General features: G+C 72.1%; 19 protein-coding genes. 8 read left to right on the top strand and 11 right to left on the bottom strand.

Annotated features, from left to right (window positions below):
* Positions 1–182 precede the first annotated feature (182 nt).
* From AS850_RS15615 to AS850_RS15635, 5 genes are all read right to left on the bottom strand, one after another.
* The gene (locus tag AS850_RS15615; protein ID WP_119869956.1) at positions 183–1,391 is read right to left on the bottom strand and encodes an amidohydrolase; all 1,209 of its coding nucleotides are present in this window, start codon (positions 1,389–1,391) and stop codon (positions 183–185) included.
* 61 nt (positions 1,392–1,452) lie between these two features.
* Positions 1,453–2,058 carry a DUF4232 domain-containing protein gene (locus AS850_RS15620; protein WP_119869957.1) on the bottom strand — a complete coding sequence of 202 codons (606 nt, stop codon included), beginning with the start codon at positions 2,056–2,058 and terminating at the stop codon, positions 1,453–1,455.
* Positions 2,055–3,311: a sensor histidine kinase gene (locus AS850_RS15625; RefSeq protein WP_119869958.1), complete on the bottom strand. Its 1,257-nt coding sequence runs from the start codon at positions 3,309–3,311 to the stop codon at positions 2,055–2,057. The genes AS850_RS15620 and AS850_RS15625 overlap by 4 nt, the downstream gene beginning before the upstream one ends.
* The gene (locus AS850_RS15630; RefSeq protein ID WP_119869959.1) at positions 3,308–3,976 is read right to left on the bottom strand and encodes a winged helix-turn-helix domain-containing protein; all 669 of its coding nucleotides are present in this window, start codon (positions 3,974–3,976) and stop codon (positions 3,308–3,310) included. Before AS850_RS15630 ends, AS850_RS15625 begins: the two co-directional genes overlap by 4 nt.
* A 9-nt stretch (positions 3,977–3,985) precedes the next feature.
* Positions 3,986–4,684 (bottom strand): DUF4232 domain-containing protein, encoded by a 699-nt coding sequence (locus AS850_RS15635; protein WP_119869960.1) that lies wholly within the window; start codon positions 4,682–4,684, stop codon positions 3,986–3,988.
* An 84-nt stretch (positions 4,685–4,768) separates the two neighbouring features.
* Here AS850_RS15635 and AS850_RS15640 point away from each other — a divergent pair, with 84 nt between their 5' ends.
* From AS850_RS15640 to AS850_RS16610, 3 genes are all read left to right on the top strand, one after another.
* Entirely contained in the window at positions 4,769–5,266 is a 498-nt protein-coding gene (locus AS850_RS15640) for a hypothetical protein (protein WP_119869961.1), read from the top strand.
* Positions 5,267–5,271: 5 nt separating this feature from the next.
* A complete protein-coding gene (locus AS850_RS15645) occupies positions 5,272–5,679 on the top strand; it encodes a RidA family protein (protein ID WP_119869962.1) in 408 nt (135 codons plus the stop codon).
* Positions 5,680–5,948: 269 nt separating this feature from the next.
* Positions 5,949–7,757, top strand: coding sequence for a hypothetical protein (locus AS850_RS16610; RefSeq protein ID WP_164088490.1), 1,809 nt, complete (start codon positions 5,949–5,951; stop codon positions 7,755–7,757).
* On the opposite strand, the gene AS850_RS15660 is transcribed toward AS850_RS16610, so the two are convergent.
* From AS850_RS15660 to AS850_RS15675, 4 genes are all read right to left on the bottom strand, one after another.
* Positions 7,699–8,670 (bottom strand): hypothetical protein, encoded by a 972-nt coding sequence (locus tag AS850_RS15660; protein ID WP_119869963.1) that lies wholly within the window; start codon positions 8,668–8,670, stop codon positions 7,699–7,701. The two genes, AS850_RS16610 and AS850_RS15660, sit on opposite strands and share 59 nt — an antisense overlap.
* Positions 8,671–8,744: 74 nt before the next feature.
* Entirely contained in the window at positions 8,745–9,902 is a 1,158-nt protein-coding gene (locus tag AS850_RS15665) for a hypothetical protein (RefSeq protein ID WP_119869964.1), read from the bottom strand.
* Between the two features lie 128 nt (positions 9,903–10,030).
* Positions 10,031–11,080, bottom strand: coding sequence for a helix-turn-helix domain-containing protein (locus tag AS850_RS15670; protein WP_119869965.1), 1,050 nt, complete (start codon positions 11,078–11,080; stop codon positions 10,031–10,033).
* A 114-nt stretch (positions 11,081–11,194) separates the two neighbouring features.
* Positions 11,195–11,761, bottom strand: a complete 567-nt coding sequence (locus AS850_RS15675) for a MarR family winged helix-turn-helix transcriptional regulator (protein ID WP_119869966.1) — start codon at positions 11,759–11,761, stop codon at positions 11,195–11,197.
* Between the two features lie 380 nt (positions 11,762–12,141).
* Here AS850_RS15675 and AS850_RS15680 point away from each other — a divergent pair, with 380 nt between their 5' ends.
* Positions 12,142–12,444, top strand: coding sequence for a DUF7882 family protein (locus tag AS850_RS15680; protein WP_119869967.1), 303 nt, complete (start codon positions 12,142–12,144; stop codon positions 12,442–12,444).
* A gap of 13 nt (positions 12,445–12,457) precedes the next feature.
* Here AS850_RS15680 and AS850_RS15685 read toward each other — a convergent pair whose 3' ends face one another.
* On the bottom strand, positions 12,458–13,837 hold the full coding sequence (locus tag AS850_RS15685) for an MFS transporter (RefSeq protein WP_119869968.1): 1,380 nt from the start codon (positions 13,835–13,837) through the stop codon (positions 12,458–12,460).
* A gap of 124 nt (positions 13,838–13,961) precedes the next feature.
* On the opposite strand from AS850_RS15685, the gene AS850_RS15690 reads away from it, so the two are divergent.
* Together AS850_RS15690 and AS850_RS15695 are read left to right on the top strand one after the other, a co-directional pair.
* The gene (locus AS850_RS15690; RefSeq protein WP_123955555.1) at positions 13,962–14,690 is read left to right on the top strand and encodes a hypothetical protein; all 729 of its coding nucleotides are present in this window, start codon (positions 13,962–13,964) and stop codon (positions 14,688–14,690) included.
* Positions 14,675–15,034 (top strand): nuclear transport factor 2 family protein, encoded by a 360-nt coding sequence (locus AS850_RS15695; RefSeq protein WP_119869970.1) that lies wholly within the window; start codon positions 14,675–14,677, stop codon positions 15,032–15,034. Before AS850_RS15690 ends, AS850_RS15695 begins: the two co-directional genes overlap by 16 nt.
* Before the next feature lie 60 nt (positions 15,035–15,094).
* On the opposite strand, the gene AS850_RS15700 is transcribed toward AS850_RS15695, so the two are convergent.
* Complete coding sequence (locus AS850_RS15700; protein WP_164088491.1) at positions 15,095–15,685, bottom strand: HAD family hydrolase; 591 nt, start codon at positions 15,683–15,685, stop codon at positions 15,095–15,097.
* A gap of 231 nt (positions 15,686–15,916) precedes the next feature.
* Here AS850_RS15700 and AS850_RS15705 point away from each other — a divergent pair, with 231 nt between their 5' ends.
* On the top strand, positions 15,917–16,495 hold the full coding sequence (locus tag AS850_RS15705) for a molybdopterin-dependent oxidoreductase (RefSeq protein WP_119869972.1): 579 nt from the start codon (positions 15,917–15,919) through the stop codon (positions 16,493–16,495).
* Entirely contained in the window at positions 16,492–17,238 is a 747-nt protein-coding gene (locus AS850_RS15710) for an FAD-binding oxidoreductase (protein ID WP_119869973.1), read from the top strand. Before AS850_RS15705 ends, AS850_RS15710 begins: the two co-directional genes overlap by 4 nt.
* Positions 17,239–17,253: the final 15 nt, after the last annotated feature.

Consider the following 17,253-nt stretch of genomic DNA (forward strand, 5'->3'; position numbering starts at 1 on the left):
TGCTGGCTGGAAGGTCATGATCGGTCCCTCGACGTCGCGGCGGTGCGGGCAGGATCCGCGGTGGTCTCGGGAACGAGGTCGTCCGCGGCTCCTGCTGGTCATTCTGTGGGTGAATGTCTTGCCTGTCGAGCATTTCGCATTATCGAATTACTGTCTCCACCCCCGTTCGGGGCACCCGCGACCTAGCTGACGAGCCAGGCGCGGGCCGTGCCGACGAGGGCGGCGACGCCGTTGGCCAGGGTGGGCCGCTCGACCGGGTGGTAGCTCGGCGAGTGGTTCGACGGGAGCGAACCCACGACGGACGCGATGCCTGCCATGCCCTGCGCCCCGGCGAACAGGGCCGGGTCCGCTCCGCCGAGGAGCCAGAAGACGATCGGCGCACCGGCCGCCGTCGCGAGCACCTGCACGTCCTCGCTGCTCGGCAGGGGGCCGGGATCCATCACGCGGCCCTCCCCCACGACGGCCTCGAGGGCCGGCCGCGCCCGCTCGCAGGCGTCGACGTCGGTGACGAGGGTGGGCGACGACTCCTCGAGGATCAGCTCGGGGAGCCTCGGGGCTCCTGCCGCCTCCGCCTCGGCGTTCACGATGCGCGTGATCGAGGCGAGGACGCGATCGCGGACGGCCGGGTCGTAGGTGCGGGCGTTCACGAGCAGGGTGGCCGTCTCGGGGATGATGTTGTGCTTCGTACCCGCGTTCACGGCTCCGACCGTGACCACTGCGACCTGGGAGGCGGACGTCTCGCGCGCCACGATCGTCTGCAACCGCAGGATCGTCGCGGCCGCGATCACCACGGGGTCGACCGTCGTCTCGGGGCGCGATCCGTGCCCGCCGCGGCCGAAGATCGTCACCCGCATCGAGTCGGTGGCCGCCCACATCGGGCCGGGAGTGAGGCCCATGGTCCCGGCCGGGAGCGGCGCGACGTGCTGGCCGAGGACGACGTCCGGTCGGGGCAGCCTCGCCACGATCCCGTCGTCGATCATCGCCCGAGCGCCCTTCGCGAGCTCCTCGGCCGGCTGGAACACGGCGACGACGGTTCCCCGCCAGTCGTCCGCCTCGGCGAGCTCCTCGGCCGCACCGATCAGGCACGCCACGTGGACGTCGTGTCCGCACGCGTGCGACACGCCCGCGACGGTGCTCGAGTACGGCAGGCCGGTCTCCTCCTGCACCGGCAGGGCGTCCATGTCGGCGCGCAGCCAGACGGTGGGGCCGGAGCCGCAGGTCAGGACCCCGACCACGCCCGTCCCCGCGATCCCCTCCTCGACCGTGAAGCCGAGGTCGCGGAGCGCTCGGGCGGCGATCCCCGCCGTCCGCGTCTCGGCGAACGAGACCTCCGGGTGGCGGTGCAGATCCTCGTAGATCTCGACGACTCTCGACTCGCGCGCTGCGTCCATGGGCGCCACGGTAGTCCTCTCCGGCGTCCGACCCGAAGGCGTTCCGCGCCGCACGGGGCGCCTAGGTCGCCGGGAGGACCGCCGACACGGTGATGAGCTTCACGGTGTCGCTCGAGCAGCCCGTGAGGCCCGGGAGAGCGACGTAGAGCGGTTTCGAGGAGCCGGGCGGGGTGATGCTGATTCCCGTCGCGGCGCGTGGGACGCAGGTCGACGACGGGTAGTTGAGAGCCTGCGTGATCCTGATCGGGATGATGGCCGTTCCCCGGGGCGGCAGGGTGACGGTCGGATGCGCGACCTCCTCGTTCCGCTGCGACGGAGAACCGATCGCCGGTCCGCCCGCCGCGGCGACGAGGGCGACGGACGGCCACCCCGTGAGCACGCACGACGTCGCCGAGGTGTTCGTCACGACGACGTCGGGGAGGATCGACCCGGCGGCTCCCCCGTCGCCGCTCGAGACGGCTCCGGACAGCTCGTCACCGGCGCAGGCGGAGGAGCGGAAGCTCGGGACCGTGGAGGACGCCCTCGGCGTCGTCCCGTCGGTCGCGGTGGGCACGCCGGCGGAAGAGCATCCCGCCAGGGTCATCGCGACCGCGAACGCGACTCCGGCAGCCGTGAGACGTGCCCGAGGGAGCGTGAGGCGTGCACGCGGGAGGAGGGGCCTGGTCATGGTGTCCTTTCGTCGGTCGCACCGAGGGTGAGGGTGGCGGTGAGACCTCCGCCGGGGGTGTCGGTGAGGTGCAGGGTTCCGTGGTGGACCTCGGCGATCCACTCGACGATCGCGAGGCCGCGCCCCGTTCCCGACCCCGCTCCGACCCCGGCGTTCCGGACCTCCGCGCGGAGTCCTTCCGCGATACCGGGCCCGTGATCCGCGACGGCGAACGACCGGGGGCCCACCGTCACGTCGACCACGCCGCCGCCGCCGTAGCGGAGAGCGTTCTCGAGGAGGTTCCTGACCGCCTGGGCGAGCAGTTCGGGGTTCCCTGTCACGACGGACGGGGCCGCGTCGGCGCTGCTGCGGAAACGCTCCGGCGCGTATTCGCGCACCTGCGCCTCGACGAGCTGGTCGAGGCGGAGCGGCCGGAACTCGAGGTCGGCCCGACCATCCTGCGCCCGCGCCCTCGCGAGCAGACCCGTCACGAGATCGCCGAGGCCTCGCACCTGTGCTGCCGCTCGGTCGATCGTGTCCCGATCGGTGAGCGCAGGATCCCGCCCCTCGACGTCGAGGATCAGGCTCAGCCGGGCGAGCGGTGTGCGGAGCTCATGGGAGGCCTCGACGAGGAACTGCTCCTGCCGCTCGAGGCTCCGCAGGGCGGGCCTCATCGCGAGCCCGGAGACGGCGTGGCCGACCAGGGCCGCCAGGACCGTCAGTAGGGCCACGGTGCCCGTGAGGAACGAGACGAGGGACCGGTGCTCGTCGGCGCCGGGTGTCGGCCCGCCGACGATCACGACGGCACCGACGCGGCCCAGGTCGAGCACGGGCACGGCTGCCCAGCGATAGACCTCGCCGGTGCTCGTCGGGAGGACAAACCTCGCCACCGTGGTCGTCGTCGTCATCGACCGGACGATGGTGGCGAGTCCCGCGTCCGTCGGCAGGACCTCCTGCGAGGGCGACGCGAGGACGATCTTGCCCCCGGACACGACGCCGTAGACCTCGTCGTCGGGAAGCGCCGTGCGCTGGTCGAGAGCACCGAGCTCGAGGCCGTGCGTCCCGAACTGGACCTGGTCGGCGACGAGCGACACCTGCTGCGCGCTCTCCGTCGCGATCCGGCTCTCCCGCTCCGACGTGTCGACCCGGATCGCGATCACAGCGAGCACCACGAGACAGAGCACCGTGGTTCCGGCGAAGACGACGGTCATCGTCCAGCGGATCCGGCGCAGTCGACGAGCACCGGGAGACCGGCCGGGGCGGACGATGGTCACGGCAGGGCGCTCACGACGCGGTACCCGACGCCGCGCACCGTCTCGACGGGGTCCGGCGCCCCGAGTGTCCGGCGAAGTTGCCAGACGACGACGTCGACCACGTTCGACGCGGGATCGTGGACCTCGTCCCAGCACCTGTCGATGAGCCGCGATCGGGAGACGACGGCACCCGGCTCCTCCATCAGGACCTCGAGGACGGCGAACTCCTTCGGCGTCATCGACAACAGGACACCGGCACGGGTCACCTGGTGGCGCAGCGGATCGAGACGGAGGTCGCCGGCGGTGAGCTCCGTCGTCGGAGGTCGGGCGGCGCGGCTCGAGAGGGCACGCACCCGCGCGACGAGCTCGGCGAAGGCGAACGGCTTCACGAGATAGTCGTCGCCGCCGTGCTCGAACCCGTCGACCCTCTCGGCGATCGAGTCCCGGGCCGTGAGGAACAGCACCGGCGCGGCGACGCCGGTCGCTCGGAGCGACGAGACGAGATCGACCGCGTCTCCGTCGGGGACCGTCCGGTCGAGCACGAGGCAGTCATAGGCGGTGACGTCGATCTGGAAGCGGGCGTCCGAGAGGGTCGTGACCTCGTCCACACCGAATCCTGCGCGCCGGAGCCGCCCGGCGACCTCGTCGCGCAGGACCTCGTCGTCTTCCAGGAGCAGCAGTCTCACGGTTCGAGACTACGAGCCCGGAAGGACGGCGGACGCCGTCAGCAGCGGGGACTTCGCGTCGGCGCAGGCCGTGAAGCCCGTCGCCTTCACGAAGAGGGCGGTCTTCGATCCGGGCGGGTACACGCGGAAACCGTCCGCGGCGACGGGGCTGCACGACGACGACGGGAAGTTCGCCGCCTGCACGATCCGCAGAGGGACGATCGCTCGAGCACCGGGCCGGAGCGTCACCGTGGGATGCGACGCGGTCCGATTCTGGACCGCTGCCGCCCCGATCTGACGGCCGTCGCCGTGGCCCACGAACGAGACGCCCGGCCAGCCCTGGAGGGTGCAGGTCGACGAACCGCGGTTGGTCAGGACGAGGTCGGGTTCGACGGATCCGGCCGCCCCGCCGTCTCCCGCTGCCAGGGAGCCCACGAGGGAGCCGGCGGAGCACGTCGTCGAGGAGACGTGCGTCGCGGACCCTTGCGAAGGCGAGGCGCTGCCCGTGGACGGGTGAGCGGCGTCGGTCGTTGGAGTCGACGGGGCGGTCGTCGACGGGGCCGCGGCTTCTCCCGCGGGGCTCGTCGCCGAGGCGGGCGACGTCGGAACCGGGACGGTCGTCCCGTTCGTCGTCCGCGCCGAGCAGCCGGTCAGGGCTGCACCGAGCGCGAGCGCCGAAGCGGAGAGGGCGAGGACTGTGGAGAGGCGTTTTCTCGAGGTGATGTTCATGAAGACAACGATCACAAGGAGCACATTAAGCGAGCGTGAGGTCGCCGGAGGGCGGAGTCGCCCGGGTGACCCTATGATCGGCCCGTGCGAATCGTCCGGACGCGGTACAAGGTCCTCTACCTGCTCGGCTTCGGCGCGATCGGCTTCGCGCTGAGCGCGCTTCTCAATGCAGTCGACGGGAGCGGCCTCGCGGCCGCCGTCGCGTCGATCCTGCTGAACGGCCTCCTGGTGGTCGCCGTGCGCTGCTTCCGGGTCCCCGAGGAGGACATCGCGGCACCCCGTCCGTGGTGGCGGATGACGGGCCGCCCGACGGCAGGGTTCCTGCTCGGCACCGTCTACGGCCTCTCCGGCCTGGGTTACGCCGTCTTCGCCGTCCTCGGCCGGCTCCCCGCGGCGACGACACCGGAGGAGGCGGTGCAGGGCACGCCGTTCTTCGTCGTCGTGGACACGCTGATCGCCCTCGCCTGGGCCGTCCTCTACCTCCGGTCGTCGCGCCGGCTGGCCCGCGTGGGCGGCCCCGCCGTCGACTTCCCGGCCGATCGGGTCGGCTTCGGTGGTTCCGTCGTCGACGAGGGGCGCTGAGCGCGGTGCCGAAGGCCGTCTCCCTGATCCGCTCCCCGTCCCTGTACGGAGGCGTCGAGTACGCCTACGCCGCCACGGCTCCGGCGAGCGCGCGGCTCGTGTTCCTGGCCGGCTCCTGCCCCCTCGACCGGAACGGGGCGACGGTGGCTCGCGGCGACGTCGCGGGCCAGGCCGCGGCCTGCCTCGCGAACCTGGTCACGGCCCTGCAGGATGCGGGCGCCTCGCTCGAGGACGTCATCAGCACGCGCATCCTGGTCGCCTCCACGGACCGCAGCGACCTCGGGGCTGCCTGGGCCGTCGTCCGCGAGGCGTTCGGCGAGCACGACGTGCCGAGCACGCTGCTGGGGGTGACGGTCCTCGGCTACGAGGGGCAGCTTGTCGAGATCGAGGCGGTGGCGGCGGTCTCCGACTGATGCGCGGTGGGCGAGCGTCGGAAAGAGCGGTCTTCTCCGCCGCAGAGCGGCCCCTGCGGCCGGTTTCGACCGGAAAGACCACGATTTCCGCCGCGCACCCGAGCGTGCCCAGCGCGTCCCCCGTTCTGGGGACGCACGAGCGTCCCCCCGGGGGCCCCGCGCTGCTACCGTGATCGAACCGCGCGCGATCACCGCGCGGAATCCTCGCTCGGGGTGGGTCGGAGCGGTCGGAGACGTGCTCGACTCACGCCGAAAGTAGTGTCCTGCCCGTGAAGAGCTCCGCTTTTTCCCGCCGTCTCGCCGTCCCCGCCGTCCTCGTCCTGAGCGTCGGCGGAGCCGCCTTCGTCGCCGCGCCCGCGGTGGCGGCGCCCACGACGCAGGAGGCACCGGTCACGGCGAGCCCCGCCGCGACGCCGACCGCGACCGCGACCCCGTCGACCGCACCCGCGCCGACGTCGGCACCGGCCCCGACGCCGACCGCAGCCGCGCGCCCCGGCGCCACCGCGACTCCTGCGGCCCGCGTCGCCGCACCGACGGACCTCGCGCTGACATCCCCCACGCTCGACGCCGATGGCTCCGTCCGCGTGACCGGCGACCGCGTCGTCACGCTGGAGGGCCAGGCCCCCGTCGGCTCGAAGCTCCAGGTCACGAACGGGAACGGCGACGTCATCGCCCGCCTCACGACGACCGCGACGACGTTCTCGATCCCCCTCACCTTCACCACCGACGACGGCTACCAGCAGTACCTCAGCCTCTTCGGCACCAGCGGAGCGAAGCAGCTCACCGAGGTCGACTTCGTGGTGGTGTTCGACGCCCCGACGAGCGCCGTTCCCGCGATCTCGACTCCGTCGGGCGAGACATACCAGACCGTCCCCGCACCGTTCTCCGACGGCACGCCCAACGATCGCGTGGTCCTCGAGGGCACGGGAACCCCCGGCGAGAGCATCTTCCTGTACGTCGAGAGCGACGACCCGTTCTCCGACTACAGCGGCGGTCAGTGGGACGACATCACCGTCGACGACAACGGGAACTGGTCGGGCGACCTCTTCGTCGACTTCGGCACCGTGTCCGTGACCGCCACCCAGGCGAAGATGAACGAGAACTACGAGGAGACGACCGTCGAGTCGGACCTCTCCCCGGCCATCACCTTCACCGTCGATCGCACACCCGGCGCGATCCTCCCGCCGGTGATCTCGACCCCGAACTACGGCGACCTCCCCTTCTCGGCCGACTTCAACCCCGGTAACGGCAGCTACTCCTTCACGACTTGGTCCCCCGCGAGCGCCACACGCGTGTCGGCTCCGGCTCGCACGCAGCACCCGCTCTCGCAGGCCGCCAAGCTGACGGCGGAGCGCAGGATGCAGACCCGCGCGCAGCACCCGGACACCGCCGTCACCCCGACCCAGTCCGCGGTCCGCACCCTCTCCGCGCTGGCCCGCGTGTCGGCCCCGCGCGACATCGATTTCCCCGACACCCTCGACGAGCTCGTCGAGAAGTACGGCATCCCGGTGAAGGGCGTGCCGAGTGCCACCGCCGTCGGCAAGGTCGACATGACCGTCTCGGGGACCGGGACGCCGGGCAGCGACGTCGTCCTCTACGAGGAGAAGGCCCAGCCGGCCCTCGACTACCTGCAGGGCCTCTACCCGACCCTCTTCGCCGACGCCGGCCAGGGCGCGCCGCTCGAGCCGGTGGGCAGGAAGCTCCTCGCCCCCGCGGCCGTCGGCACCGGGGATCCTGCCGCGACGTCCGACCTCCCCACCGACGACGGCACGATCCGCGTCGGCGCAGACGGCACCTGGACGGCGACCCTGTCGCGGGTGCCGGGCAACTACCTGCTCACCTCGTTCACCACCCGTAACGGCGGTGCGGCGACCGCCGACTACTCCGTCGCCGGGAAGGTCAGCCTGGTCCACCTGACGGGGACGCCGCGCGCGGTGGCGGTCGCTCCGGCGGCTGTCACGCAGCTCGCCTTCACCGGGTCGAACCCGGGCTCGGCGATGGCGTGGGCCCTCGGGGCTCTCACCGCGGGTGGGGCGCTTCTCGCAGCGGCCCGTCGTCGGCGCCACCGCGACTCCTGAGCACCACCTCGGCGGCGTCGATCCCGACGTCGCCGGGCGCCGCGAGGTCGCGGTCGAACACGCGTCGGACGGAGTTGCCGGCGAGGTCCTCGAGGCGCACGTCGACGTGCAGGGCATGCGGCGCGGCTCCGGAGGCGGGGACGAAGGTCCAGACGCGGGCCTCGGGATCGAGCGACGCCGCCCCGGGGGTCGCCAGCCCGTGCTCATCGGTCGCCCAGAGGCAGCGGAGCGCCAGCACGGGGTCGAGGGGGCGGTCGAAGACGACGTTCAGGGCATCCTGCGGGCCTTCGGGCCAGGTGACCTGCCAGCGGGCGGGATCGAGGCGGGTCCGGATCGGCGGGGCGACGCGGTAGGTCCGTCGCACCTCGCTCACCAGGCTGGCCCCCGTCGCGTCGCGGATCGTCGCGTCGACGACGAGCGTCACGCTGCCGCCCTCGCGGAGCGGCGGCCCGGCCTGCACGTTCGGCTGGAGGCCGCGCTTGATCCGCCCCGGCTCGAGCAGCACGGTGAGCCGGCGGCGGTCGCGGTCCCAGAGTTCCGGCGGCATGTCGAGGAGCGTCCCGGCCAGCTCTCCCCCGGCCTCGTCGAGCAGCCGGAGCCGCCCGGACGCCGACCCCTCCTCCATCGGTGCGGAGAAGGTCACGGCGAACCGCAGGATGTTCTCGGGCACCTCCCCGACGGAGGGCTCGATCCGCTCGACGACGGTGGTCGGCGCGGCCACGGTGTCCGGGACGACGACGCGCCCCAGCTCCCGCCAGGCCGAGCCGGGCCCGGCCTGCCGCGCGACGACGGCGAACCGGGTTCCCGGAACCGTGGCGAACCGGGGGGTGAACCTCGCCTCGTCGCCGTCGCTCACCCAGGAGCCGGCGGTAACCACCAGCTCCTGCCCCAGGTCGAGCGCCCCGACCGGCACGACCGCGATGCCGTCAGGGAGGTGGGCGCCGCGGACGACGACGGTGCCGTCGCTCCAGGACGCGTCGATCCCGCTCAGAGGTCGGCCGCGCGGAAGGTGTGCAAACGGGTGTCGTCGCCGGTCGCCTGGACCACGACGACGCTTCCGCGGTCGAGGTTCGCCATCCAGGTGACTCCCGGGTGGTCGAGGCTCTCGCGGGGGATGCCGAGCGAGTGCTCGGGGTCGGAGAGGGGGAGGTCGAGATGCTCCTGCCCGTCGATGGACGCCGCCGGGATCTTCAGGAGCGGGTGCCGCGTGTTCGAGACGAGCAGGAACTCCTCGCCGTCGCGCTCGTAGGAGACGATGCTGAACGGCTGGTTCATCGGGCCGAGCTCCGCGACCGTGCGACCGCGGACGAGTCCGCCGCCCCGCAGCGCATCGACCGGGAAGGAGACGACCGGCGTGCAGGTGTAGGTGGCCAGGATGCTCGAGCCGCCGTCGAAGGTCGTGAGCGCGCGGATCGGCGACTGCGTCTCGTACTTGCCGTGGTCGACGTGGAAGATCTCGACCGACGTCTCCGTCACCGCCCCGTCGAAGGGATAGGCGACCTGGCGGAGTCGGGAGGTGAACTCCTCGTTGCTCAGGCCCGCGACGACGAGGGTGCCGTCGAGCCAGGCGAGGTCGGTGATGCTGGACCGCTGGAGCGGCACCTGCGCGATGTCGAGGGTGACGCCGTGGATCTCACGCGGCGCCGAGGCCGGATCGGTGCCGTCCAGCCAGACGTCGGTGCGCTCGTCGTCGGCGGCGGGGGCGTCGTCGAGGGCGAAGGAGGTCGCGGGGAGGTCGTCGAGCTCGACGACGGTCAGGTCGCCGTCGCCGGTGGCGCGGACGATGGCCGTACCCGCTTGCGCGCCGCGTCCGCGCGCGACCGAGAGGTACACGTCGCGGGTCGCAGGATGCACGGCGAGACCGCGCACGACCGCATCCTGCCGCTCGACCCCCAGGAGCGCGGCGAGCTTCGTGCCGAGCCGTTCGACGGCGACCTCCGCCGCGTCGCCCGCGCCGTCCGCTCCCGCGTCGCCCGCGCCGCCTGCGTCAACCGGCAGCTCGAACGCCACGATCGTCGCGCGCGCGACGTCGGCGGCGAAGAGGACGGCCGTTCCGTCGGGCGAGACGTCGGGGCGGAAGAGCAGCGGCCCGGCGGAGGTGAGGGTGCCGGTGGTGGTCGCGGTGTCGATGTCGGTCAGGGTCAAGGGGGGCCTCCCGCCTCGCGGCGGGTCGTGCTCCCGCGGGAGGGATCCGCCTGTTCCGGGCGGGGGCCGGGCGGCCCTCGCCGATCGCGTGAAGGCTACGCCCCGGTCCTGTCGCGGCGCTCGGCGTCCTAGCGGGCGAGCGTCTCGCGGGGCAGCTCGCCGAACCGGTCGACGTACGACGCCGAGAACCGGCCGAGATTGCCGAAGCACCACCGACGGGCGACCTCCGACACCCGCGTCTCGCCGGGTCGGCCGGAGAGGAGGTCCTGGCGGACGCGATCGAGGCGCACGGTGCGCAGGTAGCCGGTCGGGGACGCACCGAGGTGCTCGCTCATCTGGGCCTGCAGCGAGCGCGGGTGGAGTCCGGAGGCGACGGCGATGTCCGCCGACGTGATCGGCTCGTCCGCGTGCGCGTGGACGTACTCGGCGGCCAGGCGCAGACGTCGGGTGCGCTCGGTGCGGATCGCGACGGGCACGTCGACCGCGCGCCAGGGGAACAGGTCGAGGAGGGCGAGCACCAGCAGGGTCTGCGCGGCGAGCCGAGCGGCTCCGGACGACCCCTCGGCGACGATGATCGGCGTCACGTCGCCGAGGACCTTCCGCCAGGCGGCGAGATCCTCGTCGGAGGGGACGGCGTCGTAGTCGAAGACGATCCGCTGGGACGGCCCGCCGTGCCGCTCGGCGGCGATGTCCTCGAGGAACGTCGCGTCGATCTGCACGATGCCGTGCCGGTGCGGCGTCATCGCGAACGAGAACGACGTCTCCGTCGGCGTGAGGAACGGGCGCGCACCGACGCTGGTCAGCTGGCCCCGGGGGTAGTCGATCGTCACGGAACCGGCCTGGAACCACGACACGACGTAGTCGCGCGACCACGGGATGACGCCCTGCAGGTGTCCGCGGAAGGTGCCGGTCTGCACGCTCAGCCGCGCGTCTCCTGCCGTCGCGAACCGGTAGGCGAAGTCCCCGGACGCCGGCCGCGCCCGGAACTGACGCCCGTCCAGGGACTCCTCGAGCTGGCGACGGGCGCCGTCGATGTCGTCCCCGGACCAGGAGCCGCGCAGAAATTCGGTCGCAGGAGTCACGGGGTGATCGGCGAACGCAGCCGGGACGCCGGGGTCGGCCGGTGTCGCGGGCCTGTCCTCGGGGATCTGCTCGGGGGTCGTGTACGTGTCGGTCATGCTCGTCGCTCCTGATCGCGCCCACCCGGCGTCGCACGGTGGTGAATCGTGGCCGAGATGAAGTCGCTGACCAGGATGCCGCAGCTGGCCGGCATTGTCTCCCCCCAGTCCGCGTTACGCGGGACCGACGATGTACCCCGAGCCGGAAGGCCGTGGCGCCTCGGCCAAGGACTCCGCCATCGCCGAGAGTCCGTGCTCGAGCCCGGCCACCTGGGTCGCGTCGAGCCCGGCGGCCGCCCCGGCGATCGCCGCTTGGAAGGCGGTGTAGGTGGTCTCCATGATGCGGTGCCCCTCGGGCGTCAGCTCGAGGAGGAGGCTCCGCCGGTCGCTGGGGTTCTCCGACCGCGTCAGCAGGCCGCGACCCACGAGGGCGGTCGTCACGGAGGTCACGGCCGGGGTCGACATCTCGAGGAACTCGGCGAGAGCCTTGGGAGTGACGCTCCGTCCCTCCGCGACCCGAGAAAGGGCCCGGAGCTCCGTGCCGGACACGCCCGCATCGGCGGCCAGCGTCTTCCGGACCGAGTCGAGAGCGCGGAGGAACTCCTGAGCCGCACCCGGCAGCCCGCCCAGGGTGTGCGTGTCTCCGATGAGGCGATAGACGGGGGGCTCCTCGCTCGGGCCGTCCGTTTCGGGTCGGGACGGCGGTCCGTCACTTATACCGCTCGGAAATTCTTCGAGCAAGGCCCTTTACTCCAGATCCGAGTAGTTCGACAATGTAGTTGTTCCATGTTGGAGGTAACCCGACGAGGGCCACCTCACAGTCCTCGTTCCGATCTGTTCACGGCTGGAGGACGATCCGAAGAATCGTCACCGCACCCGGAAAGATCCGGGTGTTCCGATCATGTCGCGAACGAGCGTGCCGTTCGCCTCGGTGTCCGCACCTGATCCTGAAGCGGTTGCCGAGATGCGCTTTCTCGTCGCCACTCGTCCCGATGACCCCTACATCGGCTCGGCCCATGGCACGGCGCATCACCCCGACGGCACCGAGGTGCCGCGGCCGCCCGAGGTCGCGGCACCTCCCCTCACCGGTTCGGGACGCGAGGAGGCTCCCCGTGGGACGAATGACCTACTCCGCGATCCCCGTCGAGATCGACGACCGTCCCCTCCGGCACCTGGAGATCGTGATCGGCTCCAAGCTCCGCCGGCGGGAGGCGTTTCTGTTCTCCTGGCGGGAACGGCCGGAGTTCGGCAGCGGAAGGGGCGCCCTGTGGGTGGCGCCCGGTGTCCCGCTGCGATTCAGCTATTCGACGCACTCCGCCGGGGAGATCAACGAGCGGTGGCTCCGAGACCTCGAGATCGCGGCGAACGGCCCGCGCGGTCTCGGCCTGACCGCCGAGCCGGCGTACCCTCCGTCGCGCCGCTGACACCCGGCCCGGCTCAGCGGACGGGGTGCGGATCCGGGACGCGCTCCCGCGAGCGCAGACCGATCCCCGACACAGCCGCGCTCACGACGAGGAGCACCACCACGACGACGATCACCCGGTGGAAGCCCGGCACGGTCAGGACGCCGCCGGTGATGACGCCGACGAAGGCGATGGCGACCAACCCCGCCACGCGGGCGATCGCGTTGTTGACGGCGGAGGCGATCCCGGCCTCGTCCGCCCGGACGTCGCCGAGGACCATCGACGTGAGCGGAGTGACGGTGACGGTCATCCCGAGGCCGAACAGCAGGACACCGGGCAGGATCTGCCACCACACGTCGAGCGGTTCGCCCACGCGGAGCATCCACGCGAATCCCCCGGCCGTGATGAGCGGGCCGACGGTCATGAAGACGCGCGGTCCGAACCGACCGGACCAGACCCCGATCCTGCTGGAGAGGGCCAGCGACAGCAGCGTGATCGGCAGCGTCACGAGGCCGGAGACCGTGGCCGGGAGATGGCCGATCTCCTGCACGACCAGGGGGATCATCAGCGTCGCGAGACTCACGGACGCGTAGATGCCGGCGGTCGCGAGGTTGCCGACCGCGAATGCCCGGACGCGGAAGAGCCGCAGCGGCATCATCGGGTGGGCCGCGCGTCGCTCCCAGAGGACGAAGGCGACGAGGCAGAGCACGCCGACGACCAGCGCGGTGACGACCAGCGGGTCGCCGAATCCGATCCGCGTTCCCTCGATCAGGGCGAACACGGGGCCGGCGAGACCCAGGGCCCCCAGCACGGCGCCCGGCACGTCGATGTGCGTCGACCCGTCGACGCCGCGGTGGGCGTCCTTCGGGAGCCTCGCGACGAGCAGCAGCGTGAGGGCGGCGGGCAGCACGACGATGCCGAAGACCCACCGCCAACCCAGCGAGTCGACGAGGGCGCCGCCCACCAGCGGCCCGACGAGGAAGGCGACGCCGGTCCACGCGGTCCAGGTTCCGATCGCCTTCGACATGGCGACCCCGGTGAAGGTCGCCGTGATCAGCGCGAGGCTCGACGGGACCAGGAGGGCTCCGGCCACCCCCTGGAGGGCGCGGGCGGCGATCAGGAGCTCGGCGTTCGGGGCGAAGGCCGCCAGGAGCGACGTGGCGGCGAATCCGATCAGTCCGGCCGTCAGGATGCGCAGCCGCCCGAAGAGGTCGGAGAGCGATCCCGCCACGAGCATGAGCGACCCGAGGGTCAGGAGGTAGGCGTCGACGACCCACTGCTGGAGGGTCACCCCTCCCCCGAGGTCGCGCGCCAGGGCGGGCAGCGCCACCGTCACGATCGACCCGTCGAGGAAAGCCACGAAGGACGCGAGGATCGCCACGACGAGCACCGTGCGTCGAGCGTCTCCGGTCATCCGCTGTCTCCCTCCGCCCGTCGGGGCACGTGCTCTCGGGGCCGTCTCGATCCGGTCGTCCCGGACCAGTATGAGCCGCGGCACCGTCCTTCCGGCGGGAACGTCCGTGCCTCACACTGGCAGCGTGAAGTGGATCGACGACATCGGCCGCGGCGACTGGCTCCGGGAGCGCATCACCGACGACGGCCGCGGCGTCCCGACCGTGGCCGGGAGCGGGTGGGAGGCGTCCGCGCGCATCCCGCACCCGGCGGAGGCGTCCGGCGACGGCACCGCGGCGGGCGCGGCACCGGAGGGGTGGCTGGAGCCGCGGCTCCTGCGCTCCCTCGCCTCGCTTCTCGAGGCGGCGACCTCGACGCCCGACGACGTCACCGTCGGCGTCTGGAACGGCTTCGCTCGCACACGGGAGGGGTCGTCGACCGGTCGCGGCATCGTCATGGTCGAGGGGGACGCGCCGGATGCTCAGCCCGCGCCGACCGCGGCCGAGCGGGATGCCCTCATGGAGCGGCTCCTCGCCGAGGCGAACGCTCGACTGCGGGCGGGCATCCTGCCTCTCGGGCCCGCGGGCACGTTCCTGGAGCTGCCGGGCCGCGAGTACCTCCTCGGGCCGGCCACCGTGCGCGATCTCGCTGACCTCGCCGAGCACGACATCGACCTCTCGGACGGCCTCCAGCTGATCTGGCCCGCCGACCACGCGTGGCTCGTCGCCAGCGACATCGACCTCGACGTGACCATCGTGGGTGGTTCGGCGGCCCTGATCCGGCGGATCGTCGCGCACCCCGACCTTCCGGCGATCGAGGTGCCCGAGGAGGACGGCTCCGACCGCGCTAGGGTGACCGGATGTGGAAGCCGCTGACCGCCGAGCACGAGCCGATCCGCGACGCCGAACTGGCACTGCTCTCCTCGAGCGTGCGACACGACCGGGAACGCCTAGCCGACCTCCTCGCCCCCGACTTCGCGGAGATCGGTCGCTCGGGACGACGCTGGAACCGGGACGAGATCGTCGCGTCCCTCCGTGACGAGGCGCCTCGCGACGTGCCCGACACCTCCGACTGGTCGTTCAACCGGGTCGGCCCCGACCTCGTCCTCGTGACCTACGTCATCCGTCGCGGTGACGAGACGAGCCGCCACAGCTCCCTGTGGCAGACGCCCGGCCCCGTCCTCCGGTTCCACCAGGGCACTCCCGTTCCCGGGCACTAGACGTCGCCACGGCTGCGAGATCGATCTCGGGGCGTGCCGCTCCGGAGCGTCGTGTCGCGGTCACTCCGGGCTGGCGAGCGCGAACGCCCTCCACATCTGGTCGGGTCGTGAGATCAGGCACTGCATGCCCAGAGCAGCACCGCCGACGTCGTCGTGTGCCGAGTCGCCGATCATCAGACACTCGCTCGGGTCCGTGCCGAGCAGATCTGCTGCACGTTGGAAGATGCGCGGGTCGGGTTTCACATACCCGACCTCATAGGAGAGGACCACCGCGTCCAGTGCGGAGGCGATGCCCCAGCCCGAAAGTGCGGGGCGTATGTCCAGAGCGATGTTCGAAACGATGGCCAAGCGGATCCCCGCCTCAGACGCTCGGCGAACGAAGTCCGCCGCGCCGTCGTTCAGCACCCACTGGTTCGGCATCGTCTCGTAGAGAGCGCGGGCCAGGTCGACGGGGACCGCTCCGTCGTGGCTCAGCGTCGACACGAAAGCCTGCCGGTGCACTTCGGGGTCGAGATCCCAGTCCGCGGCGGGGAACGACTTCTTCGCATCGCTCCAGACGTTGCGCAGTCGTTCGACGAGCACCGGCCGTGAGGAAGGACGGCTCGACGTCAGCGATCCTGCATCGTCGACCCATGTCTCGAACGATCGCACGACCGCCGTCGTGTTGTGGAAGTCGAGGAGGACGGCGCGAGGCCGAGCTCTCGCTGACGCGGACGGTCGCGCTTCGCTGGACGACGTCCCGCGTCGTGATCGATCGACGTGCGCGTGGTTGTCTCCGGTTCCACCCATCCGGTCACACTAGGCCAGCCGCGGTGGATGTCCCGCGCGCCATCGACGAGAATGAGCCACACCCCATCCACGCCGCCGCCCGAGGGAGATGCCATGGCCGGATTCACCGGTTTCGCGAGCCGCCGCAACGCCGATCCCGCGCTGCCGCCGGGTCAGTACCTCGAGAAGGGGTTCCCGGTGCTCTCGACCGGCCCCGACCCCACCATCACGGTGTGGGAACTCCAGCTCGCCACCGACGTGGGCAGCCGCTCCTGGTCGTGGGAGGAGTTCCTCGCCCTCCCGCAGGAGGACGTCGCCACCGACATCCACTGCGTCACGAGCTGGTCGAAGCTCGGCACGCACTGGCGCGGCGTCTCCGTCGACACGCTCTTCGAGGGCCTCGCCACCGAGCACCGGTTCGCGATGGCCCACTGCTACGGCGGCTACACGACGAACCTGCCGCTCGCCGACCTGCTCGGCGGCAAAGCGTGGGTCGTTCACGAGTTCGAAGGCGCACCCCTCCGGTCCGAGCACGGCGGGCCGGCGAGGCTCTTCGTGCCGCACCTGTACTTCTGGAAGAGCGCCAAGTGGCTCCAGGGTCTCCAGACCATGGCGACCGACCGGCCCGGGTTCTGGGAGAACTACGGCTACCACAACCACGGCGACCCGTGGAAGGAAGAGCGCTACGCGTGACCGGCTCCTGGCGCCCCGCCGTCTGCGTCGCCGCCCGCACGGAGACTCCGACGGCGCGCAGCATCCGGCTCCGGGTCGACGGCCTCGGCCCCGTCGTCGCCGGACAGCACATCGACATCCGGCTCACGGCCGACGACGGCTACCAGGCGGTCCGGTCGTACTCCCTTTCGGCGACTCCCGTCGGGGGCCCCCTCGGCGTCCCGCTGGCCGACGACGAGGTCGAGATCACGGTCGAGGAACTCCCCGAGGGCGAGGTGTCGCCCTACCTCGTCCAGGGTCTGGAACCGCAGGATGCGCTCGAGGTCCGCGGCCCCATCGGCGGCTGGTTCGTGTGGCGTGACACCGACCCCGACCCGGTGCAGCTCATCGGCGGCGGGTCCGGCGTCGCTCCCCTGGTCGCGATGCTCCGCGCGCGGGTGGCCGGCAGGAGCCCCGTGCCGATGCGCCTCCTCACCTCCGTCCGCACCCCCGAATCCCTCTACTTCGGCGACGAGTTGCGCCGCCTCGCCGAAGTCCCGGGCATCGGGGTCGACGTCGCCTACTCGCGCGAGGCGCCCGCCGGGGAGGTTCGACCGGCGGGGCGCCTCACGGCCGGCGACATCGCGGCCTTCGTCCAGGAGCCCGGCGCCGGGACGGTCTTCGTCTGCGGCCGCACCTCGTTCGTGGCCGCGGTCACCGACCTGCTGATCGCGCGCGGTCACGACCCGGCGAGCATCCGGACGGAACGGTTCGGCGGAGCCTGACCCCGGCAGATCCGG

It is taken from the genome of Frondihabitans sp. 762G35, from assembly GCF_002074055.1.
GTDB lineage: Bacteria > Actinomycetota > Actinomycetes > Actinomycetales > Microbacteriaceae > Frondihabitans.